General features: G+C 60.8%; 22 protein-coding genes. 15 read left to right on the top strand and 7 right to left on the bottom strand.

Translation table 11 applies throughout. The annotated features are described in order from the left end of the window. The first annotated feature begins 79 nt into the window (after positions 1-79). Entirely contained in the window at positions 80-1,258 is a 1,179-nt protein-coding gene (gene glf, locus BQ4436_RS04555; RefSeq protein WP_070975649.1) for a UDP-galactopyranose mutase, read from the top strand. A 242-nt stretch (positions 1,259-1,500) separates the two neighbouring features. Here the strand turns inward: glf and BQ4436_RS12210 are convergent, their stop codons facing one another. From BQ4436_RS12210 to BQ4436_RS11615, 4 genes are all read right to left on the bottom strand, one after another. Beyond that, the gene (locus BQ4436_RS12210; protein WP_176754810.1) at positions 1,501-1,638 is read right to left on the bottom strand and encodes a hypothetical protein; all 138 of its coding nucleotides are present in this window, start codon (positions 1,636-1,638) and stop codon (positions 1,501-1,503) included. Between the two features lie 45 nt (positions 1,639-1,683). Then, positions 1,684-2,838, bottom strand: a complete 1,155-nt coding sequence (locus BQ4436_RS04550) for a Fic family protein (protein ID WP_255366124.1) — start codon at positions 2,836-2,838, stop codon at positions 1,684-1,686. Positions 2,839-3,233: 395 nt separating this feature from the next. Then, positions 3,234-3,950 carry a hypothetical protein gene (locus tag BQ4436_RS04545; protein ID WP_070975647.1) on the bottom strand — a complete coding sequence of 239 codons (717 nt, stop codon included), beginning with the start codon at positions 3,948-3,950 and terminating at the stop codon, positions 3,234-3,236. A 134-nt stretch (positions 3,951-4,084) separates the two neighbouring features. Then, positions 4,085-4,306, bottom strand: coding sequence for a PspC domain-containing protein (locus BQ4436_RS11615; protein WP_083329431.1), 222 nt, complete (start codon positions 4,304-4,306; stop codon positions 4,085-4,087). Between the two features lie 356 nt (positions 4,307-4,662). On the opposite strand from BQ4436_RS11615, the gene BQ4436_RS04540 reads away from it, so the two are divergent. The 4 genes from BQ4436_RS04540 to BQ4436_RS04525 are packed head-to-tail and all read left to right on the top strand — an operon-like array spanning position 4,663 to position 8,362. Further along, positions 4,663-5,565: a siderophore-interacting protein gene (locus tag BQ4436_RS04540; RefSeq protein WP_070361765.1), complete on the top strand. Its 903-nt coding sequence runs from the start codon at positions 4,663-4,665 to the stop codon at positions 5,563-5,565. Positions 5,566-5,577: 12 nt separating this feature from the next. Further along, positions 5,578-6,600 carry a FecCD family ABC transporter permease gene (locus tag BQ4436_RS04535; RefSeq protein WP_070975646.1) on the top strand — a complete coding sequence of 341 codons (1,023 nt, stop codon included), beginning with the start codon at positions 5,578-5,580 and terminating at the stop codon, positions 6,598-6,600. Next, positions 6,600-7,595 (top strand): FecCD family ABC transporter permease, encoded by a 996-nt coding sequence (locus tag BQ4436_RS04530; protein ID WP_083329430.1) that lies wholly within the window; start codon positions 6,600-6,602, stop codon positions 7,593-7,595. Before BQ4436_RS04535 ends, BQ4436_RS04530 begins: the two co-directional genes overlap by 1 nt. Further along, complete coding sequence (locus BQ4436_RS04525; protein WP_070975645.1) at positions 7,592-8,362, top strand: ABC transporter ATP-binding protein; 771 nt, start codon at positions 7,592-7,594, stop codon at positions 8,360-8,362. Before BQ4436_RS04530 ends, BQ4436_RS04525 begins: the two co-directional genes overlap by 4 nt. 21 nt (positions 8,363-8,383) lie before the next feature. Here BQ4436_RS04525 and BQ4436_RS04520 read toward each other — a convergent pair whose 3' ends face one another. Both BQ4436_RS04520 and BQ4436_RS12205 read right to left on the bottom strand, forming a co-directional pair. Continuing rightward, complete coding sequence (locus BQ4436_RS04520; RefSeq protein WP_255366123.1) at positions 8,384-9,337, bottom strand: iron-siderophore ABC transporter substrate-binding protein; 954 nt, start codon at positions 9,335-9,337, stop codon at positions 8,384-8,386. Between the two features lie 99 nt (positions 9,338-9,436). Further along, complete coding sequence (locus BQ4436_RS12205; protein WP_176754809.1) at positions 9,437-9,991, bottom strand: CBS domain-containing protein; 555 nt, start codon at positions 9,989-9,991, stop codon at positions 9,437-9,439. A gap of 263 nt (positions 9,992-10,254) precedes the next feature. Here BQ4436_RS12205 and BQ4436_RS04510 point away from each other — a divergent pair, with 263 nt between their 5' ends. After that, a complete protein-coding gene (locus BQ4436_RS04510; RefSeq protein WP_070975643.1) occupies positions 10,255-11,475 on the top strand; it encodes an ATP-binding protein in 1,221 nt (406 codons plus the stop codon). Positions 11,476-11,673: 198 nt separating this feature from the next. After that, a complete protein-coding gene (locus BQ4436_RS11980) occupies positions 11,674-12,084 on the top strand; it encodes a hypothetical protein (RefSeq protein WP_143000813.1) in 411 nt (136 codons plus the stop codon). 81 nt (positions 12,085-12,165) lie between these two features. Here BQ4436_RS11980 and BQ4436_RS04505 read toward each other — a convergent pair whose 3' ends face one another. Next, positions 12,166-12,681 (bottom strand): VanZ family protein, encoded by a 516-nt coding sequence (locus BQ4436_RS04505; protein WP_070479666.1) that lies wholly within the window; start codon positions 12,679-12,681, stop codon positions 12,166-12,168. Positions 12,682-13,116: 435 nt separating this feature from the next. Between BQ4436_RS04505 and BQ4436_RS04500 the strand changes: the two genes are divergently transcribed. The 8 genes from BQ4436_RS04500 (at position 13,117) to BQ4436_RS04465 (ending at position 23,367) form a co-directional block, all read left to right on the top strand. Beyond that, positions 13,117-15,066 carry a glycosyltransferase gene (locus tag BQ4436_RS04500; RefSeq protein WP_255366122.1) on the top strand — a complete coding sequence of 650 codons (1,950 nt, stop codon included), beginning with the start codon at positions 13,117-13,119 and terminating at the stop codon, positions 15,064-15,066. Then, complete coding sequence (locus BQ4436_RS04495) at positions 15,053-15,556, top strand: phosphatase PAP2 family protein (protein ID WP_070975642.1); 504 nt, start codon at positions 15,053-15,055, stop codon at positions 15,554-15,556. The genes BQ4436_RS04500 and BQ4436_RS04495 overlap by 14 nt, the downstream gene beginning before the upstream one ends. Then, complete coding sequence (locus BQ4436_RS04490) at positions 15,553-16,539, top strand: decaprenyl-phosphate phosphoribosyltransferase (protein ID WP_070361773.1); 987 nt, start codon at positions 15,553-15,555, stop codon at positions 16,537-16,539. Before BQ4436_RS04495 ends, BQ4436_RS04490 begins: the two co-directional genes overlap by 4 nt. Positions 16,540-16,552: 13 nt before the next feature. Then, positions 16,553-18,361: an arabinofuranosyltransferase AftB family protein gene (locus tag BQ4436_RS04485; protein WP_070975641.1), complete on the top strand. Its 1,809-nt coding sequence runs from the start codon at positions 16,553-16,555 to the stop codon at positions 18,359-18,361. Between the two features lie 27 nt (positions 18,362-18,388). Beyond that, positions 18,389-19,390, top strand: a complete 1,002-nt coding sequence (locus tag BQ4436_RS04480; RefSeq protein WP_070975640.1) for an alpha/beta hydrolase — start codon at positions 18,389-18,391, stop codon at positions 19,388-19,390. A 617-nt stretch (positions 19,391-20,007) separates the two neighbouring features. After that, positions 20,008-21,951 (top strand): alpha/beta hydrolase-fold protein, encoded by a 1,944-nt coding sequence (locus tag BQ4436_RS04475; RefSeq protein WP_070975639.1) that lies wholly within the window; start codon positions 20,008-20,010, stop codon positions 21,949-21,951. A gap of 9 nt (positions 21,952-21,960) precedes the next feature. Then, positions 21,961-22,428, top strand: a complete 468-nt coding sequence (locus BQ4436_RS04470) for a DUF732 domain-containing protein (protein WP_070975638.1) — start codon at positions 21,961-21,963, stop codon at positions 22,426-22,428. 9 nt (positions 22,429-22,437) lie between these two features. After that, a complete protein-coding gene (locus BQ4436_RS04465) occupies positions 22,438-23,367 on the top strand; it encodes a cutinase family protein (protein ID WP_070975637.1) in 930 nt (309 codons plus the stop codon). The last annotated feature ends 20 nt before the right edge of the window (positions 23,368-23,387 follow it).

Raw genomic sequence — 23,387 nt, 5'->3', positions numbered from 1 at the left:
AGTTAAAGTCTCAAGTGATTCTTGAGGCTTGGCGTGTCGTGCGGAGGGGCGTCGAAAAGAAATGTGACAAAATGGCCGTATGACTTACGACCTCATTGTTGTTGGATCCGGATTCTTCGGCCTCACCGTGGCAGAGCAGGCCGCCAGCGAGCTGGGTAAGCGGGTGCTCGTGGTGGAGAAGCGCAACCACATCGGCGGCAACGCCTACTCCGAAAAGGAGCCGGAAACCGGCATTGAGGTGCACAAGTACGGTGCGCACCTGTTCCACACCTCCAACGAGCGCGTGTGGGAGTACGTCAACCGCTTCACCTCCTTTACCGACTACCAGCACCGCGTCTTCGCGATGCACGACGGCACCGCCTACCAGTTCCCAATGGGCCTGGGCCTGATCAACCAGTTCTTTGGCAAGTACTACTCGCCGGACGAGGCCCGCAAGCTGATCGAGGAGCAGCGCGAGGGCCGCGATCCCGCCGAGGCTACGAACCTCGAAGAGCGTGGCATCGCGCTGATCGGCAAGCCGCTGTACGAGGCGTTCGTGAAGCACTACACCGCCAAGCAGTGGCAGACCGACCCGACCGAACTGCCGCCGGAAATCATCTCCCGCCTGCCAGTTCGTTACACCTTCAACAACCGCTACTTCAACGACAAGTACGAAGGCCTGCCCGTCGACGGCTACGCCGCCTGGCTCGAAAATTTGGCCGATCACGAACTTATCGACGTCCGCCTCGATACCGACTGGTTCGACATCCGCGACGAATTCGAAGGGATCCCAGTGGTCTACACCGGGCCGCTCGATCGCTACTTCGACTACGCCGAAGGCCACCTCGGTTGGCGCACCCTCGACTTCGAACAGGAAGTACTGGACACAGGCGACTTCCAGGGCACCTCGGTGATGAACTACAACGACGCCGACGTCCCCTACACCCGCATCCACGAGTTCCGCCACTTCCATCCAGAGCGCACCGAGTACCCAACGGACAAGACGGTGATCGTGAAGGAGTATTCCCGCTTCGCCACCGACGACGACGAGGTGTACTACCCAATCAACACCCCCGAAGACCGCGCCAAGCTGCTGAAATACCGCGAACTCGCCGCCGAGGAATCCCGCAAGAACGGCGTCCTGTTCGGCGGCCGCCTGGGCACCTACCAGTACCTGGACATGCACATGGCAATCGGTGCTGCCCTGTCCCTATTCGACAACCACCTGCGCCCCCACTTCGAGGACGGCGAGCCGCTGGACCAGAAGCGTGGGCACTAGGGGTTCGCTTGGGGTTTCGGCGGGGTCTTGAGGGGTGAGTGCCAAAGGACGCACCCGTTTATATCTAGAACATTTCTTACCCGCTAGTTTGAATGTCTAGGGTAATTCGGGTTGTGTCTATTGGCACTCTTTCTCTTGTACGCGCACCAAATTCCCGCGTCGACTTCGCGCGACCTGGGGAAACGTCTCGGCGCCCAACCGAAATTCGGGGATTTGGTGCGCGGGTCGCTCTTGGCCCTACGCTACGGCTTCTTCCTATCGGTGATGCGTACCAGGCAGCCAGCGGCTGCGCCCACCAGCGTGGCCCACAAGATATTCGGGGCAATCCCCGCCACGATAAGCGCGATGCATGCCAGCGTCGCCGTTGCCATCAAAGTCAACCAAGTGATTCTTGCCGAAGGCATCGCGGCGCCGAGCTCTGCGCCTCAAGTGCGTCGCCTCCGCTCGGCGAACTCATCGAGCAAATCCAACACGTCGGGGGCTCGCCAGGCGCGGGTGCGTCTGTCCAGCTGTGCTCCGGTAACGATGCCGGCCTGCGCGAGTGCTTCGAGCGCATTTCCTGCTGAGGTCTGCGTCGCTCCTAATTCCTCTACCACAATCCGCGTGGTGATTACCGGCCGCTGCAACAACAACGGGAGCACTCTCCATACAAGGGCATCGGAGCGTGCCGTCAACTGTTGTTTCCACTCATCCAGCAGCGTATTCAGTTCATCTGCGATCCACGTGCCGTACTCGACGGCTTCGAGCGCACTTGCTGCGAAAAGGTTGACGATTTGGTCGGCGTCACCTTGCCGGTATGCGTCCAGCGCGGCAAAGTAGTCATCAATATGGGACAGCAAACCTGCAGAGATCGGCACCGACCCATTGACACTGATGCCGTGGGTTTTCAGCAGCACATGAACGAGGGCTCTCCCTGTCCTCCCGTTTCCGTTCGCGAAGGGATGGATGGTTTCCAATTGAGCGTGTGCGATCGCGGCCTGCGCTAACGCTGGGATGTCGCGGCGCGACATGAACCTGTCCAGATCCGCCAACAGCTCCGGTACATGATCGTGGTGCGGTGGAACGAACAATGCACCGCCCGGGTGGTGGTTGTCCGGTCCACCGATCCACACCGGCTGCTCGCGCAGTCGACCTGCGATCCTCGGTGCAGCGTCCTGCAGAAGCACACTGTGCATTGCCAACAACGTTTCAGTTGTTGCTGTATCAACTGCAATCGCCCGTTGCATCTGTCGAACATTCGCCACGATCAGCTTTGCATTGGCCGACCCCGAACCAGAAAGTTCCGCTTCAAATATCTTGCGAGACGAAGAGGTAAGCTGTTCAATTCTACTCGATGCGACGGCTTCACTGCGCAACAAAAGTGGGATAAAAGGAATGAGGTCTGTGGCGTGTGTGGCGTCGAAACGCGTCACCGCGATGGTTGCTCGATCCGCGGCTGCAAGCGTTTCAGGGCGTAGCTGCAATTCCTCGTCAGCGATGCGCGGGACTATGGCGCTCTCGTACTCTCGCGGCGTACGTAGCTGCGCCCGACGCGAAATATTCTCGGTTGCAGCCTGCCACGGCAAAGTCTCATAAGTCACACTCGGCCACACCATACGTCATAAGTTAGCATGCAAAGTTGTGATGTCGTACCCAACCTATAAACTTAGACATCTATCCTTTGCTATTTGAGGCAACATCAAAGGATAGGTGGAAAGCGCACCTGCTCCCAATGATTGCCTCACCATCTGTACCGAATGGGTGAACAATTGCCAGCCTGGGCATGATGGCAGTGTCTAGAGCATCTGTCAGGGCGAAGTGGCATGGGCGCTCGGTTGAGGGCTTTGTGCTGTCGGTGGGGATGGACCTCCAAAATGACGAGTGAAACCATTTCAAAGTGCCGAACGTGCTGGTAGAAGACTATGAGCGGGTAGTGCTATCGATCTGATCGGTGCAGATCCGCCGGAACGCACAAGCCACGCTTACACGTTTTTCCTCAGCAGCTGCGCGGGGATTCGCTGCGCGATGCTTGCTTCAGCAGATGTTCGCGGGTGCCTGCTCGGATAATCTCGAGAATGCAAGCAACCTTGATGGCAAGCTGCACCTCGTAGAGCATGTATGCCTCGACCGGGAGTACGGAATAAAACATTTGCGCAGCTTGGATAATGACCACAGCGCCAACCAGGTACTTCCAATTCATCTCATAAAACGCGAGCGTGGCCAGGGTACAGACGGTGCCTACCAAGATTGCCTCCGGGGACGGCCACGCATGGGCAGTGAGTAGCCGCCCCGCAGTAAGAATGAGAAAAGCGGCCGTGATCGCGCCGGGCATCGATAGCCTGCTCGTGTCTTGACGAAGTACTAACACGGGATTGGCCTGCTCTATGTGGGAAATGATGAGGACGTAGATTCCTGCGAGCAGTAACCCTGCCGGAAGCGGAATCCAAACGTGTATAAACGATTCTGGGCTGGGGGCCAGGACCATGGGCACAATGATTGCGATGAGACCTAGCAGGCCGGCTGCGCTGGAGATAACAGCAAACTTCCGAGGTAGCGGCCGCAAGAGCAGTGCCACTATTCCAAACACCAACGCGGAAAATGGCCCGAAGGTGCTGATGATGCTTCCTATCAGTGATTCAGGCTCCGATGCTGTATCCGGAACTTCGAGGAAGTAGTCGAGAAGGATGGCTAGTAACGGAAGGAAATGAAACATGTGGAAACACCTAGCGGCATGTAGCTACTAATAGGTATGCCATAAATGTACGGGACTGCACCTGTACGTGTAGGACGTTGCCGATAGATTCGGTGGCGCGCGGTACCTGGCACGCCACCTCGTCTCTTGGCTGGTCAGCTTGCAGGTTGCTCAGTTTCCGGCGGCTCAGGGTTATCGTCGAGCGGATACAACAACCACTGGAGGATATAGGTGGCAATGGCGGGCAAGCTAAATAGTTGCGCTACTGCATACCACCAACGGATTGTGTCTGGGCTGCGACCGTAGCGTTCTGCGAGCCCTGCACAGACCCCTGCAATGACGCGTCCGCGTGATGTCCTGTAGTAAGGCCTGCGCATGTTATTCCCTTCAGACGAAATGGCGGGTCGAAATCACTGTGTCAGAGCTTAATGGATGGGTGCCGACGACGATATGAACAACGAGCGCGCTCACTCCTGGTGACAGGGAAGCTCAGGGCCGCTTGCGTCGGACAAGCACCAAACCGGTTCCGATCAGTGCGTCCTACCCATCGCTAAAGAGAATGTATCCGCCTTTTACTTCGCCGGGTCGACGAACGTCGATACGAGGTAGCGGTTGATGATGCCCCTGCTGTCACCTGCTTTGAAGGTGGCTAGCCGACTCCAGCTACGCGGGCGCTAGGGGACTGCGCGCTTCACACTTTCTATAGGTTAGGCAAGCCTATATAATTTACGGGGTGAGTTTTAGGTCTTTTCTTGCAACCGTCGTCCGGAGTGAACGTATTGCGCCGAGTTTCCAGCGGGTGACGTTCACCGGGATCGACGCCATGGGGCCCGCCGTTCCGATCAGAGATTTGCGTATCAAGCTGCTGATCCCGCCTGCCAGCGGTCTGTTCGAGCTTCCCGAAGAGGGGTGGTGGGACACATGGCGTGCGATGCCGGAGCACACGCGCGGACACCTGCGTACCTATTCCATTCGGGAGTTCCGGCGAAGTGCTGACAGCCCTGACGAAGTGGATGTGGATTTTGTTTTGCACAGCGATAGTCCCGGTCCCGCCTCGGCGTGGGCACAAGACGCTCACCCTGGACAGCAGCTGCTGATTATTGGACCAACCCGCGACGATGATTCCGGTGTTGGTATTGAATTTAACCCCGGATCTGCTGGGATTGCCCGTCTTTACGGCGATGAAACCGCGTTGCCTGCAATGGCTCGTATCCTGGAGGATTGGCCCGAGGGGCTCGCTGGTTCGGTTGATATCGAGGTGCCCGCCGGCAATCACCTGCCCATCGACTCCCCTTCACAGGTTGATGTCCGGTGGCATTTTCGTGCAGAGGGGGACTTCGACTATGGAGGCTTGCTTCTTGCGCAGCTGAAACAGGAAGTTGGATCCCGTTGTGCCTCCGCTTCGTTGGAAAATGGAGAACCTGGTCTTGTGGATGAAGCCCAGCTCGATGAAGTCTGGGAGACACCCACGTATTCCAGCAGTGGAGAATTGATAGGTCCCACGTCGGATACTGCAGGGCACACCTATTACTGGATCGCAGGGAAGAACACGGCTGTGACGGCGATGCGGCGGCTCCTGGTGAAAGAGGCGGGTGTGCCTCGCCACCACGTGTCGTTTATGGGGTATTGGCGATAACGGGGTTACAAAGTGGATAAACGTGTAGGGCTTGTCGCTTTCCTTGCGGCTTCCACCGTGTGCGCGGCATTAGTGTCTCTTCTGTTCGGGGCGCGTGAAATGGGTTTCGGGGCAACGTTGGGCGCGGTTCGCGACGGAATTGTGTTGGCATTCTCGGGAGGAGCCGAAAGGCTTGAGGCCTCCAGCGACGAGGCGAAGATCATTGCACAGCTTCGGGTTCCGCGCACCCTGCTCGGCCTGTTGGTGGGGGCAGCCTTGGGCACAGCGGGGGCGTTGCTGCAGGGACACACCCGAAACCCGCTCGCAGACACAAACTTGCTGGGTGTAGGCCCTGGTGCGGCGCTTGCGGTGGCTGCAGCCATTTCCTTTCATGGCTCAATGACGGTGTTGGGCACTGTTGGGGTGGGATTCCTCGGCGCAATACTTGCGGTGGCGCTCGTGTTCACACTCAGTATGAGGAGCCTGGGATCGAGCCCGATCATGGTTGTGCTCGGTGGTTCTGCGCTGGGCGCGGTTTGTAGTGCGCTCACCAGCGGCATCGTGCTGACGAATACACAAAGCCTCAACGAGATGCGGTTTTGGACGGCGGGCGCTATCGCTGGGCGTGACATGCAGGTGGTCGCGGTGCTTGCCCCGGTGATTCTCCTCGGACTAGTGGGGGCCTTCGCCATGGCAAACAGGGTGAACCTCCTGAACTTGGGAGACGATGTGGCAAGCGCACTTGGCGTGAGCGTCCCCCTCTCGCGGGCCGTGGGCATCGTCCTGGTTGCATTGCTCACGGGTGCCGCGGTGGCTGGGGCGGGCCCAATCGGGTTCGTCGGTCTGGTTGTTCCACACCTTGTGCGCGCCTTCACGGGGCCCGATTACCGCTGGGTACTACCGTGTTCCGCGTTGGCTGGGGCCACGTTGCTTTTGCTTGCCGACGTTATCGGCCGCGTCATCGCCAGGCCCGGCGAATTGCAGGTGGGCATCACGCTCGCCTTCGTTGGTGCCCCATTTGCCCTGTACCTCTTGCGCAAAGGGGCGAAACTGTGATGCGGGTTTTCGTGACGAATGGTGTCCTTGCGGTGTTGGCTTTCGCCGCGGCCCTTGGCGGCGTTATAGTCGGGGACTTCGGGCTTACGGTGCGGGATGTCGCTTCTGCGCTCATGGGCCAATCCACAGAATTGGCTCGTACGGTGATTGTTCAGTGGCGTCTGCCGCGGGTGGTAACTGCTTTGGGAGTAGGAGCTGCGCTTGGTTTTGCGGGGGCGATCTTCCAGACCATCACGAGGAATCCATTGGCGAGCCCAGACATCTTGGGCGTCACTTCGGGTGCCTCCGCTTTCGCATTGACTGCGTTACTTGCTGGTGGAAGCTCCGGAATGCTGCTGCATCTGCTGGGGGTCCCGCTCAGTGCGTTCCTCGGTGGATTAGCAGTGTCTGCGGCAATCTGGTGGCTGAGCCGTGGCGCGGGTCTCGGGTCTTTCCAGCTTGTCTTCGCCGGGATCATTATCAATGCACTGGCGATGGCATATACCTCGTTCCTGCTCGTTCGCGCCGACTATCGTGACGTGGGCAAGGCGCAGGCGTGGGTGACCGGCTCGGTGGGTTCTGCTAGCTGGCGCGATGCACTCGCCGTACTTATTGCGCTGGCAGTCGTCGTTTCGTTCTTGCGGTGGGCAGCCTTCAATCTGCAGGCGCTCTCGCTCGGGGAGGATACGGCTGCTGGCCTCGGGGTGGAGCCCCGGCATATGCAACTCATCCTCATGCTCATGGCTGTAGTGCTGGCATCGGTGGCCGTCGCGGCGTCTGGTCCGATAGCTTTTGTGGCGTTTGTTGCGCCACAGATTGGACGCAAGATCACACAAGCAGCAACGCCACCTTTAGGAACAGCGATGCTCGCTGGCGCGGCGATTGTGTCTGGCGCAGACTTAGCAGTGCGCACCCTGGTGCCGGGGAACTTGCCGGTGGGCATAGCTACAACTGCGATTGGTGGCGCAGCACTGCTCTACACACTGCTACGCGCAACACGAAAGGTGTCCGTATGATGCTTCAGGTTCGAAATCTCAAGGTGAGTTATGGGGCTTCCGTCATCGTTGACGGCATTGATCTCGACGTGCTCCAAGGCGGTGTCACCACAATCATCGGCCCCAACGGTTGCGGCAAGTCAACGCTGTTGCGAGCTACAGCAGGGCTTATTGCGCGCGATGGCGGCACGGTAATGCTGAACGGCGTAGACACGTCGAAAATGAAGCGCCGAGAGATTGCGCGTCAGCTAGCAGTATTGCCACAGACGCCTGTCGCCCCCGAGGGACTGACGGTTCGTGACTTGGTCAGCCGCGGACGCCACCCGCATCAGTCTTGGCTACGACAGGCTTCTGCTGAGGATGCGCGTGCGGTTGATGCGGTGATGGAACTGACCAATATTGCAGAGTTTGCAGATCGTCCACTCGAACGGCTTTCTGGCGGACAGCGCCAGCGTGCCTGGATCGCGATGGTCTTGGCGCAGGACACTCCGCTCGTGTTTTTGGACGAGCCGACGACATACCTCGACCTGTCTCACTCCGTCGAGGTCTTGTCGCTCGTACGTCGACTCGCTGATCAAGAGGGGCGAACCGTGCTCATGGTGTTGCATGATTTGAACCTCGCAGCACGCTACTCGGATCAACTTATCGTGATGCAGCGTGGCGAGGTTCGTGCGGTCGGTGCGCCTGCCGAGGTGGTCACGGAGACTTTGCTGAACAGCGTTTTTGATCTGCCTGCTGTCGTGGCAACCGACCCGGTAAATGGGGGCCCACTGGTTGTCCCCCGGTAAGCACCACTTCCGCCTGGTGTTCTAGAGCGACTTTTTGATTTGCTCGATTGCGTACGGGATGGTGAGGGGGTTCGGCATGCTCATTGCATTGGCGGTATCGGTGTCTAGCCAGTAGACCCCGCCACGCTTGTTGACATCAAGGTCCATGAAATTCTCGTCGTTCTTCAGCGCATCGATTGCGCCGTAATAGTCCAGCACGAAGAGGTAGTCCACGTCGTTGAAGTCGACGTAGTTTTCAGGCGACCAGTCGAGGAAGAAGCTGGAGCCATCGCCGTTGAACTTCTCTGGGATCTTGAAACCAAGCTTTTCAATGAAGGAGCCGCGGCCGTCGCCCGAGGTGTATACGCCAAACTTTCCGTCGTAAGGCATGCCGATTACCGCTGTTTTGCCTTGCAAATCAGGGTGAGCTTCGCGGAAATCTTGGAAAGCCTGCTCGGAATCGGCGATGAGTTTTTCGCCTTCGGCTTCCTTATTCAACGCCTTGGAGATTTCCTTAATCTGCTCATCCCACGGCACTTGCCAATCTTCGTATGCATCCGAGTGGAAGGTAGTTGGCGCAATTTGCTCGAGCAGCGCCTTCTTGTCAGCTTCGAGACCACTGTTCACCGCAATGATCTTTGTCGGGTTGAGCGAGGCAACTCTTTCGGCAGTGTCGGTGCTGAACTCGGTGGTCGTATCCCGGATCGGGTTTGGGTCGACTGTGAGTTTGTCCTTGGCCCATGGTCCAAGTCCGGAAGGGTCTCCCGAGCCTTCCTGTTGCCAGGTGGCGTAACCGACCGGTTGTTCACCGAGCGCAAGGACCGTATCGACGTCGCCGAGACCCATTGTCACAATGCGCTCCTCTGACCCGTTGGCATTGGAGGTTTCGGGAGCGGTTGTCGAATCGCTTGATCCGGTGGAGCAGCTGGCAAGCATGAGCGCCGCAGTGAACGTGGCTGCGATCCCCTTCAGGGCGCGAGGGGTAAAGAGTGTCAAGGTTGCACCTTTCGTAGGTGGTTAAAGAATTTCGCGTTAGGTCTCCCTGACCTAACGTGACCACTCTAAGGTATGCCTTGCCTAATGGGCAATCCTTGTCTAGGCGCTCGGGACCGGGTCGACGAACGTCGATACGAGGTAGCGGTTGCTGTCGGAGCGGTTGATGATGCCCACGACGGTGCCGTCATCCGCCACAACCAGCGCCTTCTTTAGGTGTTTATCGGCGAGGACGGAGGAGATGTGCCCGAGGTCGTTGTTGACGTTGACCGTGATGACGGACTTGGTCGCGATGGAGACGATTGGCCGGTCGAGGACTACGGTGACGTCGGTACCGAACTCCGTCGAGTCGTTGTGCGCGAGCAGCGCATACGGTGTGGTGAGCGCCGGGACGGAGTCGCCGATGACGTCGAGCACGTCGCCGTCGGAGACGAAGCCCGTGGTGGGCGTCATGACGGCCGCGCCCAGCATGTATGCCGTGGCGAGCCACTGGACAGTCGAGACGCCAATGTTGAAGTCGGCCATGATGTTGGTGAAGCCGACGTTGAGGAACGTTTCATTAAACGTAGCGATAAACGCAGCAAGCGCCGCCGCAAACATAATGGACAGCGGCCGATTCTCTGCAGCCTGAGCTGCCGAGGATGGAGACGTAGCCATGAAGCCTCTCTCAGTCGAGCGGATAGGAATGGCTTCGGTGGCGTTAGCGGATTTACGCGCGGCTATCCCGGCAGCGGGACCGCACAACGTGTCTCGTATTCCAGGCCAGGGGCAAGGCTGTAGCAGATTTTCGGTTTTGGTAGGAGTGGATTTCAAAGTGGCGAGTAAAACCATTCCAAACTGCCGAGTAAAAGTATTTCAAAATGACGAGTGAAACCATTTCAAAGTGCGGAATAGGCAGTTCATGGCTATGATTTATCCTCATGGTGGATTCGTATATTGCCCGCATTGCGGACGCTCAATTAGAGGCAGCGCTTCGGCGGCAAGGTGGGGTGCTCATCCAGGGACCAAAAGGCTGCGGGAAAACAGAGACGGCAAGCCGACAAGCGGGAAGCATTTTGAATGTTGAAACCGATCACAGCGTCCCATTGGCGATGGCTACCGATCCACGGTTGCTGCTCGATGGGGAGGCACCTCGCCTTTTCGACGAGTGGCAACTGCATCCTCGCCTGTGGGATTTTGCGCGACACGAAATTGATCGACGCAAAGCGAAAGGGCAGTTCATTTTCACAGGCTCGACAGCGCCTGGGGTGAACGCGACTCGCCACTCCGGGGCAGGTAGATTTGCGCGATTGACGATGTCGACCATGACGCTATTTGAATCGGGCGAATCGGATGGCTCGGTATCTTTGCGGGATGTCGTTGCTGGCAAGTCTCCTGCTTTTGCAACTCCGCCACTCGCATTTGCGGATTTAGCGAATCGGATGTGTCGTGGTGGCCTGCCCTACAACGTGGATCTTTCTTTGGAAGATGCCATTCAAAACGTCCGCGACTACATGCAAACAGTTGCGGGCGTAGACATTCACACGGTTGGGGATGTGACTCGCGACTCGGAACGGGTTCGTAGAGTTTTGCGCTCTATTGCAAGAGCCGTCGCGACAGAGCTTAACCTACAGACGATTGCAACCGACGTCGAAGTGAGTCGCGATACAGCGCGTGACTACCTTGACGCACTTTCTCGGATTTTCGTCTCCGTGGATCAACCAGCCTGGTCGACTCACCTGAGGACAAAAGCAACGTTGCGAAAGTCTCCCAAGCGTCACCTCGCTGACCCTTCGTTCGCCATGGCTGTCCTTGAGCGAGGCCCACATCATCTGATGCAGGATGCCCGCTATTTTGGGCAACTGTTTGAGTCGCTCGTTGTGCACGAACTACGCGCGTTGACTGGCAAGACGGTGTACCACGCAAGGCTGAATACAAAGCTCGAAGTGGATGCCGTAGTCAGCTTTGACGATGTTGATTTACTCGTCGAAGTGAAGCTTGGCTATACGCCAGAGATTCTTGACCACGCCGCAGATACGCTTAAACGGTTTGCGGATCAGCTTGAACAGGAAACAGTTTTGCTCATCGTGACCTCAGGGGGTCCGGTCCACAGGCGTGCGGACGGTGTGATTGTTGCGCCGATTGGGGCGTTGGGTCCGTAGCGGAGGGATTGACGTGCTGTTCGCGTATGGCGGCCACTGAAAAGTTCCCAAGTCCGGGAACGATTTTGGATTTCTGGTGCGGCGAACTGGGGAAACGCAGCGAAATCTAGGCTGATGGGCGGGATCGTTCCCCGAATTGCGGATGAACTGGGAACTTTTTCAAAAGGATAGGACGGCAAACCTCTGTACCATGTGCACATGGAACCTCGAAGCATTCTCCGGACCTACGCGACGGCGATGGTTGTGTGCCTCGCGCTGGCGATCGGTACGCAGATCCTGCTCGGTAGCTCCGTGGAATTCATGACTATGACCTTGGTGTGCGGCATCGTGGAGGCATCGACGGCGCTGCTCGCGCTGGGCGGCGTGGTTAGCCGCGGTGTGCCTGGTGGTCGGGTGGGGGTCGATGGCGGTGGCGCGGTGGGAGGAGTATCGGGCGGAGATGTCCCTGCCGATCATCAACCTCTTTATGTTCCTCATTCCCATCGGCCTGGTGGTGTTGTTGAGCGCGGTCCAGCTGGTGCGGCGGCGCTAGCGCTGCGCACCTTTAATAAGGAACACCACGCCCACGATCGCGCTGGCGGCCGCGATGATGGCGCCTGTCGAGCCTGAGATGAACATGACAGCAAACGCTGAGAGCAAAATTCCTGCCCCGCCAATCAAGAAATCCATAGGTTGCAAGGCTAGTGCATGTCAGTAGACTTCGGTGACCTTGGAGGGGTCGCCGAGGCGCTCGCCGACGAACACGAGGCCGAGGAAGCAGAGTGGTACGACGTAGCCGAGCACGATCCAGAAGGTGTGCAGGCGCGGGCCGCATGCGCGCGCGATGCCGACGCCCACCAGGGTGCCCACGGTGTTCATGAGGAGGTCGTCGATATCTGAATAGCCGAGCGAGAAGATGTATTGTCCCGTTTCGACGGCCAGGCTCAGCCCGAACCCGAACAGCACGGCCCAGCGGGCGTCGCGGAAGGCGACGTATGCGAGCACGCCGACGGGGATGAAGAAGGCGATGTTGCCGCCGTAGCCGAAGAGGGGCGCGAACCAGGATTGGGCGTCGTGAAGCTCGGCGAGGGGTTGCAGCGAGAGGCCGCGGCGGCGTTGGTTGGCTGGATCCCAGAGGTAGCCGATGCGGAAGAACGCTTTACACATTGTTAACGCAATGACGACGCAGCAGTAGGCGGCGAGGGCTCCGAGAGCTTTGCGGTTCATGGTTGCAACCTAGCACAGTTTCACACCAGTCACAGGGGTAACAGTGGGGGCGCCGAAAAGTCACCCTGAACTGCCCAAACATAAAAGCGAGATAGTGGGTGGAAATAAATGCTTGACTTTCACCCACTAATTCTTTAAAGTAAACAGCAAGTTAACAAACGGGCAACAAAGTAAATGAAAACCGAAGGGAGAGTGTCATGAAGTTCCTCAAATACTTGCTCACGTACGATACGCGCACGATCCTTGAGGCGATCGACCGCGCATCGAACTAACAACTAACACAGAGCGAACGCGAACTGGCGGGCACCGACAAGGGGGTTGGTGCCCGCCAGATTTTTATGTGCACCCACATATGAGAGCGCCGAACATGCACCGGCGCCCGCGAACGCACTACGCTTAGGGCGAAACTCTAACTAAGCACCGAAAGTGAGACCTGTGGAAACCACGACTGCAGTAGAAGTCCTTCAGCGAGTGCTGATGCCGAAGAAGGGCGAACCGCACGACGTCCGCATGCTGTACCTCATCGAGGCAGAGCAGAACAAGCAGCGCTTGACGTGGGCGGACCGGACGAGCGTATCCATCCCCGCCGGGGAGGAAGTTTCCTTCGAGACGTACTTCAATGCGTTCCCGGCATCCTATTGGCGGCGCTGGTCGCAGCTGGAAAACGTTGTGCTGGCGATGGAGGTTGAGGGGCAGGCGACTGTCTCCATTTACCGCTCGAAGCACGACGGTAAGCGCATCGCTGTGCAAAACGCGGACGCCAGCGACGGCGTGCTGGAGGTAGTGCTGCCGCTGCGTAACTTCGAGGACGGCGGCTGGCTGTGGTTCGACGTCACGGCGGAAACGGACACGACGATCCGCAACGCGGGTTGGTTCTCCGACAAGGAGCCGGAGGCCCAGACGATGCCGGACGGCACGACCACCGGCCCGGAGCCGAAGCAGGTCGCGGTGGGCATCCCGACGTTCAATAGGCCTCGCGACGCCGTCAACGCCCTGCACGCGCTGGCAGAGGACCCGTTCGTGCTCGAATCCATCTCCGATGTGCTGATGCCCGACCAGGGCGACCAGCACCCGTCTGACCTACCGGACTTCAAGGAAGCGGAGAAGAACCTGCAGGGTAAGCTGCAGATCTTCCGCCAGGGCAACCTGGGCGGCTCGGGCGGCTACGGCCGCATCATGTACGAGGCGCTGCGCACCACGGACGCCCCATACATCCTCTACATGGACGACGACATCGCGATCGAGCCGGATTCGATCCTGCGCGCGGTGCAGGCCGCCCGCTACGCGAAGGCCCCGATCCTGGTCGGCGGCCAGATGCTGAACCTGCAGGACCGGTCGCAGCTGCGGACGACGGGAGAGGCCGTCGATAAGGATGTGTTCATGTTCCGCGCCGCGGAGCACGCGGTGTACGACCACGACTTTGCCAAGTACCCGCTGGGCTACCTCGGCACCGAGGAAGAAGAGCTGGACCCTCGCAAGACCACGTCGCGTGCCCTGCACCGCCGCGTCGATGTGGACTACAACGGCTGGTGGATGAACCTCTTCCCACGCGTCGTCGCGGAGAAGCTCGGCCTTCCGATGCCGCTGTTCATCAAGTGGGACGACAACGAATACGCCCTGCGCGCCAAGCAGGCCGGCTTCCCCACGGTGACGTGGCCGGGCGTGGCAATCTGGCACATGGCCTGGGCAGATAAGGACGATGCCATCGATTGGCAGGCGTACTTCCACATGCGTAACCGCCTCATCGTCGCCTCCCTGTACGGACCGGAGGCCCCGGACGCGATGCTGAAGAACATGCTGAAGTCCACCTACAAGCACATCATGTGCATGGAGTACTCCACCATGGCCATCCAGCTGGAGGCCATGAAGGACTTCCTCGCAGGCCCGGACCAGCTGTTCGACATCCTCGAGACCTCGCTGCCGCGCATCCAGAAGATCCGCGCCAACTACGACGACGCCAAGGTCGTCGCCTCCGCAACGGAGCTGCCAGCGCCGACGGGCGCGCCGGGCGTACCCACCAAGAACATCGGCGGGCGCCTGGCCAAGCTGAAGAAGATCCCGTGGGCAATCAAGGCGCTGCGCCACCAGTTCGCCCAGGAGAACCAGGAGCACTGGGAGGCGCCGCAGCTGAACCTCACCGCGGAGGAGGCCCGCTGGTTCACGCTGGCCCGCCTCGACTCGGCGACGGTGGCCACGGCAGGTGGCACGGGTGTGGCATTCCGCAAGCGCAACAAGGCGCTTGCCGACGACCTGTTGCGCGAAACCAAAGCGCTACAGGAAGAAATCAAGGAGCGCTGGCAGGAACTGCGCCAGCAGTACCAGAGCGCGAAACCGGCGCTGACCAGCGCAGAGAACTGGGGGAAGGTGTTCGATGAGCAAGCGTGAGGCTGATATCCTCGTCGCGATCCAGAACGCGGCGTACACCCCGGCAGCCGTCAAGGCGGCCAGGGGCTTGAGCCACTTCGGCGAGCACGACCTTGGCTGGTTGGCCGTCGCGGGGCTCGGGGCGGGCGTCGATAAGAAGAGGCGCTCGAAGTGGCTGGCGCTGGGCGTGGGCACCTTCGTGGCGCACGCGGCGAGTGTCGTCGTGAAGCGGATTGTGCGCCGCCCAAGGCCGCACGACCCCCGCGTAAACATTGGCGTGGCCACCCCGTCGAAACTGTCGTTCCCTAGCTCGCATGCGACGAACACGGGCGCGGCCGCGGTGCACCTGATGGACATCACGGGCAAGAAGTGGCCGCTGCTGCTCGTGCCTGTGATGATGCTCTCCCGCAACCTCCTTGGCGTCCACTACCCGACGGATACTATTGTCGGTGCTTTGCTCGGCGCCGGGTGCGCCAAAGCGACGATCGAGGTGGAAAGGCAGCTGAAGTGAGCAACACGCAACCGCACGAACCCTTTTTGAAGCCGGAGCCCCACACCGAGGGCGTGGACTACCAGCAGGTACGCGTCCCGCCGAAGAACCTTCCCGACGCCATGGTGAAGGGCCTTCGCCCGAAGCAGTGGGTGAAGAACGTCCTGGTGCTGGCGGCTCCACTGGCCGCCGGGACGGAGGCATGGACCTCGCGCACCGCGCTGGACGTGCTGTTGGCGTTCGTGGTGTTCTGCTTCGGCGCCTCCTCGATCTACCTGGTCAACGACGCCCGCGACGTGGACAGTGACCGCGAGCACCCGACGAAGCGCTTCCGCCCGATCGCCTCGGGCATGCTGCCGATCAACCTGGCCTACGCGATGGCGGTGGTGCTCATCGTCGCAGCGCTTGGCCTCTCCTTCTTAGCGACGGACGGCTTCGCCCTCGCCCTCGTGATTGGCATCTATATTGCGCTGCAGCTGGGCTACTGCTTCGGCTGGAAGCACATCCCGGTCATCGACATCGCGCTGGTGTCCTCCGGGTTCATGCTGCGCACCATGGCCGGTGGCGTGGCGGCGAACATTGACCTGTCGCAGTGGTTCCTGCTGGTCGCGGCGTTCGGCTCGCTGTTCATGGCGTCGGGCAAGCGCTACGCGGAGCTGCTGCTGGCGCAGGAGACTGGCGCGAAGATCCGCAAGGCCCTGGAGGGTTACACGGCCACCTACCTGCGCTTCGTGTGGACCCTGTCCGCGACCGCCGTCGTGATGAGCTACGCCCTGTGGGGCTTCCAACTTTCGAACTCGGTCGAGGGCGCGGCCGCGGTCTGGTACCAGATCTCGATGGTGCCGTTTGTGATCGCGATCCTGCGCTACGCCGCGAAGGTTGACGGTGGTCACGGCGGCGCGCCTGACGAGATTGCCCTGGAAGACCGCGTGCTGCAGATGCTGGCCGCGGCCTGGATCCTGTGCATTGTGCTGGCAGTTTACGTGGTGCCAGCGCTGGCTTAGTAACATTGGCGCAATGAAGATCAACGCCCGGGTGACGCTGCTGCTGTCGTGCGCCATTGCGGGCGTGTTCGCATTTTGGGGCGGGTGGACCAGGCGCTGGATGTCTGACGACGGCCTCATCGTCCTGCGCACCGTGCGCAACCTGTTGGCCGGCAACGGCCCGGTCTTCAACGCAGGCGAGCGCGTGGAGGCGAACACCTCCACGCTGTGGCAGTACATCATCACCGCCTTCGCGATGGTCAGCGACGCCCGCCTGGAAACAATCGCGATGTGGCTCGCGCTGCTGTGCACGGTCGTCGCGGCGGTGCTGGCCACCTACGCTGCGGGCAAGTTCTGGCACACCGCGCCGGTGGTGCCGCTGGGCATCTTGGTGTACTTCGCCCTGCCGCCCGCGCGCGACTTCGCCACCTCCGGGCTGGAGTGGGGCCTGTCCCTGCTGTGGCTGGCGGCGTGGTGGGCGCTACTCGTCCAGTGGGCGGGCGGCACCGCGCGCCGCGCCGCCCCCGTGGTTGGTTACTGGCTGGCCTTCTGGTGCGGGCTGTCCTGGCTGGTCCGCCCCGAGCTGGCGCTCTACGGCGGGCTGAGCGGCCTGGTCCTGCTGGTGTACTCGCCGCGCAAGACGCCCGGCATCCTGGCGGCGGCGCTGCCCGTGCCCGCCGCGTACCAGATCTTCCGCATGGGCTACTACGGGCTGCTCACCCCGCACACCGCGGTGGCCAAGTCCGCCTCCGGCAGCGAGTGGGCCGAAGGCGCCAAGTACGCCTGGGACTTCATCGGGCCCTACGCGCTGTACCTGCCGCTTCTGCTGGTCATCGCGGTACTCCTTATTTCTTTACGACGCTTCCTCGTCACCGGACGTCGCGCCGCCATCGTGGCGCTCGTCGTGGGGTGCGCGCTGATCCACATCCTGTACGTGCTACGCGTCGGCGGCGACTTCATGCACGGACGCATGTGGCTGCTGCCGCTCTTCGCGCTGCTGCTGCCGGTGATGGCCGCCCCACTGACGCGCCTCAACTTGGTGGTTGCGCTGGTGTTGGTGGTGTGGGCGTCGATAATTGTGGTGCGTGCCCACCCGCTCGACGAAGACATCCACAGCAGGTCGGCGAAAGAATTGGGCATCGTAGACGAGCGCGAATTCTGGACGATGGCCGTCAACCGCGAACCAGACAACCCGCCGCGCTACGCCGAAGACTTCCTGGGCTCGAAACTCATGACGAACTACACAGACGCTGTCATCGAGGCCCGCGACGCCCACGCCGCCCAAATCGCACCGGGGCTTATCGGCCGCGACCCGGAGCTCTACTCCTGGTACCCGCGCCCCCGCGTCCCCGAGGCTGACAGCGAACTGCAGGCCTACCCGTTGTCGCTTTACCTGATCAACCTCGGGATGACCAGCATGAACGCGCCGCTCGACGTGCGCGTCCTCGATACCGTCGGCCTCGCGACGCCGCTCGCGGCCCGTATGCCGCGCGACCCCGAAGGGCGCGTCGGGCACGACAAGCAGCTTGCCGCCGAATGGCAAGTTGCGGACACGGCCGTCGACCTCTCAAAGCTACCTGAGTGGATCGACCAGGACGAAGCACGCCAAGCCCGCGCCGCACTCCGTAGCCCCGAAATAGCCGAGCTGCTCGCCACCTCCCGCGAGCCAATGAGCCGCGAACGCTTCTGGAAGAACATCAAATACTCGCTGGGTAACGGCCGAACCCTCCAGCTTTCCGACGACCCCTCCACCTACCTCAGCTACCTCACAGACGACGAACAGGCACGGCTCAGCCAAGGCGAGGATTTGGGTATCCATAGCGGTACCCGTGTAGTTTGGTAGCAAACTGCTGAGAAAGGGAAACGCTGTATGAAGAACCGCCACGGACTCATGGGCCTAGTGGTAGCGCTCCTGACCGCGCTGTCGATGATCGTCGCCGCCCCCCAAGTACAAGCCGCCAACCGTGACTGGCTGCGCCCCGACTCCACCGGAACCTGCGAGTGGGACCGCGTCGGCTACTGGGTACAACGCTGCACCGTCTGGTCGCCAGCAATGGGCCGCCACATCACCGTCCAGATCCAGCCCGCTCAGCGCGGCGGCAACGCCGGCCTCTACATGCTCGACGGCCTCCGCGCCACCGAACGCACCAACGCCTGGGTCCAAGACGTCAACGCAGCACGCACCTTCGTCAACCACAACATCACCCTCGTGATGCCGGTCGGCGGCCAGTCTTCCTTCTACACCGACTGGAACGCGCCAGCCACCTACAACTTCAACAGCCCCGTCACCTACAAGTGGGACACCTTCCTGTCCAAGGAGCTGCCCGCATACCTGCAGCGCCACTTCGGCGTATCCCCGACGAACAACTCCATCCTCGGCCTGTCCATGGGTGGCACCGCCGCGATCAACCTCGCCGCGCTGCACCCGCAGCAGTTCCGCCAGGTGCTGTCCTACTCCGGCTACCTCACCACCACCATCCCCGGCGCCCAAACCGCGCTGCGCCTCGCACTTCTCGACGGCGGCCTCTACAACCTCAACGCCATGTGGGGCTCCATCTTTGATCCCCGCCGCTACGAGAACGACCCATTCTTGAACATGGGTAACCTGCGGGGCCGCGACGTCTACGTCTCCGCCGGAAGCGGCACTCCATCCGCACGCGACGACCGCTACTTGCCACAGCACAAGGCCGCCGGCATCGCGCTGGAGATGGTCGCGAACTTCACCACACGCCTGTGGAGCGCCAAGGCCACGGCCACCGGCGTCAAGCACACCGCCGTGTTCACGCCTGTTGGCCTGCACAACTGGGAACAGTTCGGCCAGCAGCTCGAGTACACGAAGCCGCGCATCCTCAACGTGATGAACGCCTGGTAGTTCCCAGCCCTTGCACTTCTTGGCTCCCGCGCACCAAATTCCTTGGTTTGGTGGGCGGGTTTTGCGTTTCCCCAGGTGGTGCGGCTCGCGGGACGGAATTTGGTGCGCTTGCTCGGGGTGTCAGTGACAAAAGACGCACCCTAATATATATAGCTCTTTATCTACCTGCAGGTTTGAATGTCCAGCACTTTTGGGGATGCGTCCTTTGTCACTTCCCCGCTCGACCCTGCACCAAATTCCAGCATTTCAGTGGGTGGGTTTTACGTTTGTCCAGGTCGCCGGACTTGCATGCGGGAATGTGGTGCGCACCCCACCTGGCCTGACACCAAATTCCTGGATTCTCGTGCGCTGTTCTGCAAACACCCAGTTCGCAGGCCCTCGCCGAGGGAATTTGGTGCACACACCCCACCCACAAGCCAAATATCTTGGTGGCGCAACGGCGTGTCTGGTGGCTAAACTCTCAAGGCATACTTAACCTTTAGAGTGATTTGTTGGCGCCGTCGCTGGTTGATTCCGGGGGAGGGGAACCCTCGGAGTTGGTCGTAGAGCACGCGGCGCTGGTTGTGCACACCCAAAAAATGGCAAAAGCCCAGAAGAAGAGTTGAGGCAGGAAATTCATGCGTGAGACCCGTTCCCCTATGAATCGGATGAAGAAGGCTGCGATTGTTGCGGCGGCGGTGCCGATGGTGGCGTCGTTAGTTCCGGTGTTGTCGACGTCGGCTGCGGCGCAGTCGTCGTTGCCGCTGTCGAGTAACCGTGGTGGGCTGTCGGATAATATTCGGCCGTCGGACCCGCCGAAGCGGACGCCGATTGAGGTGGATAAGAACCCGCAGATCCCGGGCCTGCCTGAAGGTGTGAGCGTGGACCGCATTGAGTGGTTGACGAACCGCCGCGTGGCTGTGTTTATTCGTTCGGCGGCGATGCCGGAGCAGCTGATGCAGGTGCAGATCCTGCTGGCGCGTGACTGGCACTCGAATCCGCAGGCGAAGTTCCCTGAGGTGTGGGCGCTGGATGGTCTGCGTGCTCGTGATGATGAGAATGGCTGGACCATCGAGACGAATATTGAGCAGTTCTACGCTGACAAGAACGTGAACGTGATCCTGCCGGTTGGTGGCGAGTCTTCGTTCTACTCGGATTGGCAGCGCCCGAACAACGGGAAGAATTACAAGTGGGAGACCTTCTTGACGAAGGAGCTCGTCCCGGTGCTGACGAACGAGTTCCGCTCGAACAACAGCCGTGCCGTGGTGGGTATCTCGATGGGTGGTACTGCCGCGATTAACCTGGCGGAGCGTAACCCGCACCTGTTCAAGTTCGTGGGTTCCTTCTCTGGTTACTTGGACACCACAACCACGGGTATGCCGACGGCGATTAAGGCCGCGCAGATGGATGCGGGCGGCTACGACTCGGAGGCGATGTGGGGCCCGGCTGGGTCGCAGGACTGGATTGACCACGACCCGAAGCTTGGCATTGAGTCGTTGAAGGACATGACGGTGTACGTGTCCTCGGGCTCGGGCCGCGATGACTTTGGTAACCCGGAGTCGGTGGCGAAGGGCGCTGCGAACCCGGCTGGTGTCGGGCTTGAGGTGATTTCTCGCTTGTCGACGCAGACCTTCGTCGATTACGCGTCGCGGACGCCGGTGAAGCCGGTTGTGAAGTTCCGTCCGTCGGGCGTGCACTCGTGGGAGTACTGGCAGTTTGAGATGACGCAGGCCTGGCCGTACATCGCGAATGCGTTGGCGTTGGCGGAGGCGGACCGCGGTTCGGACTGCAACCCGGTGGGCGCGATTGCTGAGGCGACGAAGTCTGGCGTGATCGGTAGCTGCGTGAACAACGAGTACGACGTTGCTGACGGCAAGGGCAAGGCCGAGGACTTCCGTGGTGGTACCGCGTTCTGGTCCCCGAAGACGGGTGCGTACCCGCTGTTCGGCGCGATTTTGGCGAAGTACAGCGGCCTGGGTGGCGCGTCGAGCTGGCTCGGTTTCCCGACCACCGGTGAGACTAAGACGCCGGACGGCGTCGGCCGCTTCGTCCACTTCGAGAACGGCTCGATTTACTGGACGCCGCAGACCGGCGCGTACGCCATCCCTGGCGACATGTTCAAGGCCTGGGGAGAGAACGGCTACGAGACGGGCGACCTGAAGTACCCGGTTGCTGAGGCGAACCAGGTGGGCAAGGGCTACGTGCAGAAGTTCCAGGGCGGGTTCCTGACCCGCAACCCGGACAAGAGCCACAACATTGTCCACGGCGCGATCGCCGAGAAGTACGGCGAGCTGGGCACGGCGACGAGCGCATTGGGCTACCCGAAGAGCAACGAGATCGCGATCCGCGGAGGGTTCTTCCAGCAGTTCGAGAAGGGCAACATCTACTGGTCGCCAGAGACCGGCGCACACGTGGTGCTCTATGGCGACATCTTCGAGGAGTGGGGCAAGCGCGGCTACGAGCAGGGCGCGATGGGCTGGCCGACCTCGGACATGCGCGAAATCCCTGCCGGTGGACTGGTGATTGACTTCCAGCACGGAACGCTGGAGCAGGTCAACGGCGTGGTCCGCGAGCGGAAGTAAGGAGCGGCGATGAAGCGACTGCTGACGAGCGCAAGCCTCTGCCTCGCGTTGGGCCTGGCGGCCTGCGGTGGTACGACGGTGGAAAGCGATGACGTGACGGCGACCCAGGCCCCGCCAACGGCAACGTCGTCGGCGTCTGGCACTGCGAAGCCGACGACGTCGGGGAGCGCGGCGCCGGCGTCGAAACACTCGGGCCCGGCGGATCAGCCGGCGCGTGAGGTGACCTCGATTCCGGAGCAGGCGCCGACGTTTAGCCCGAAAGAGCAGGCGTTCCTTGACCAGCTGCAGCAAAGCGGCGTGAATGTGAAGGGCGTCGAGGATCAGTTGACGGCGACGGGCGCGACGGTGTGCAATGGTGACTCCGTGACGCGCGATGCGGTTGCGGGGCAGCTGGTAGAGCAGCGCCGCACCGATTTGGATGCGAATGCCGTGGCGGCGCTGATTGGTGAAACCGCGCAGTCCAAGCTGTGCAAGTAAGGGAGTAATATGCGCAGAGCAGGCGTTGTAGCTGCGGTCATTGTGGTGCTCGCGGCGATTGGGCTGGGGGTATTCCAGTGGCTCAAGAACCAGGACGGGCCGAGTGTCGTTGAGCCGGGTGAGCCGGGCACGTCGACGGAGGCTCGCCAGGAGCCGGATTGGTGCCCGACGGTGGAGTTCGTTTCGATTCCGGGCACGTGGGAATCGTCAATTGACGACGACCCCTTCGCCCCGCAGGCGAACCCGAACAGCTTCATGCTGTCGATTACGAAGCCGCTGCAGGAGCGCTACCCGATTGACCAGGTGCGCGTGTTCACGGTGCCGTACACGGCGCAGTTCCGGAACATTCAGACGCCGCAGGGCCGCAACGAGATGAGCTACGACGAGTCCCGCGCTGAGGGTACGGCGCGCGCGAACGGCGAGATTGCGTTTGTGGCGGAGCAGTGCTCGAAGACGAAGTTCATTGTGGCAGGGTTCTCTCAGGGCGCGGTGATCGCGGGCGATATTACGAGCCAGATTGGCGCGGGTACGCACGCGTTGCCGCCGGAGCGCCTGCTGGGCTCGTTGATGATTGCGGACGGGCGTCGTGAGAACGGCGTCGGCGTGAACCCTGGTGTTGAACTGCGTGGTGTTGGCGCTGAGATTGCGCTGCGCCCACTGCAGATGGTTGTGAGCGCGGCGACGCCAGGCGCAACGATGACCGGCGCGCGGCCGGGCGGTTTCGGACAGGTGGCTGATCGCGCGTACGAGATTTGTGCGCCGAACGATTCGATCTGTGACGCGCCGCAGAATGTCGGAAATGCTGTGGATCGCGCGGCTGCGTTGTTGCTGGCTAACGGCAATCACGCGATGTATGCCTCGAACCCGGATGTGATTCCGGGTACCACTACGCCGCAATGGGCTGTAGATTGGGCAATGTCCGTAATTGATTCTTTCTAGAAACTAACTAGATTCTAGGA

The organism is Corynebacterium sp. MC3, from assembly GCF_900099485.1.
GTDB lineage: Bacteria > Actinomycetota > Actinomycetes > Mycobacteriales > Mycobacteriaceae > Corynebacterium > Corynebacterium pseudogenitalium.
The sequence above is the reverse complement of the archived record's forward strand: the minus strand, read 5'-3'. Positions and strand labels throughout refer to the sequence as shown.

Bases quoted from the DNA above. Each gene is read 5' to 3' on its own strand.
- BQ4436_RS11615 (WP_083329431.1), bottom strand. From the start codon at position 4,306: ATGCGCAGGCCTTACTACAGGACATCACGCGGACGCGTCATTGCAGGG.
- BQ4436_RS04475 (WP_070975639.1), top strand. From the start codon at position 20,008: ATGCGTGAGACCCGTTCCCCTATGAATCGGATGAAGAAGGCTGCGATT.
- BQ4436_RS04480 (WP_070975640.1), top strand. From the start codon at position 18,389: ATGAAGAACCGCCACGGACTCATGGGCCTAGTGGTAGCGCTCCTGACC.
- BQ4436_RS04485 (WP_070975641.1), top strand. From the start codon at position 16,553: ATGAAGATCAACGCCCGGGTGACGCTGCTGCTGTCGTGCGCCATTGCG.
- BQ4436_RS04525 (WP_070975645.1), top strand. From the start codon at position 7,592: ATGATGCTTCAGGTTCGAAATCTCAAGGTGAGTTATGGGGCTTCCGTC.
- glf (WP_070975649.1), top strand. From the start codon at position 80: ATGACTTACGACCTCATTGTTGTTGGATCCGGATTCTTCGGCCTCACC.
- BQ4436_RS04470 (WP_070975638.1), top strand. From the start codon at position 21,961: ATGAAGCGACTGCTGACGAGCGCAAGCCTCTGCCTCGCGTTGGGCCTG.
- BQ4436_RS04545 (WP_070975647.1), bottom strand. From the start codon at position 3,950: ATGTTTCATTTCCTTCCGTTACTAGCCATCCTTCTCGACTACTTCCTC.
- BQ4436_RS04465 (WP_070975637.1), top strand. From the start codon at position 22,438: ATGCGCAGAGCAGGCGTTGTAGCTGCGGTCATTGTGGTGCTCGCGGCG.
- BQ4436_RS11980 (WP_143000813.1), top strand. From the start codon at position 11,674: ATGGAACCTCGAAGCATTCTCCGGACCTACGCGACGGCGATGGTTGTG.
- BQ4436_RS12205 (WP_176754809.1), bottom strand. From the start codon at position 9,991: ATGGCTACGTCTCCATCCTCGGCAGCTCAGGCTGCAGAGAATCGGCCG.
- BQ4436_RS04505 (WP_070479666.1), bottom strand. From the start codon at position 12,681: ATGAACCGCAAAGCTCTCGGAGCCCTCGCCGCCTACTGCTGCGTCGTC.
- BQ4436_RS04530 (WP_083329430.1), top strand. From the start codon at position 6,600: ATGCGGGTTTTCGTGACGAATGGTGTCCTTGCGGTGTTGGCTTTCGCC.
- BQ4436_RS04495 (WP_070975642.1), top strand. From the start codon at position 15,053: ATGAGCAAGCGTGAGGCTGATATCCTCGTCGCGATCCAGAACGCGGCG.
- BQ4436_RS04510 (WP_070975643.1), top strand. From the start codon at position 10,255: ATGGTGGATTCGTATATTGCCCGCATTGCGGACGCTCAATTAGAGGCA.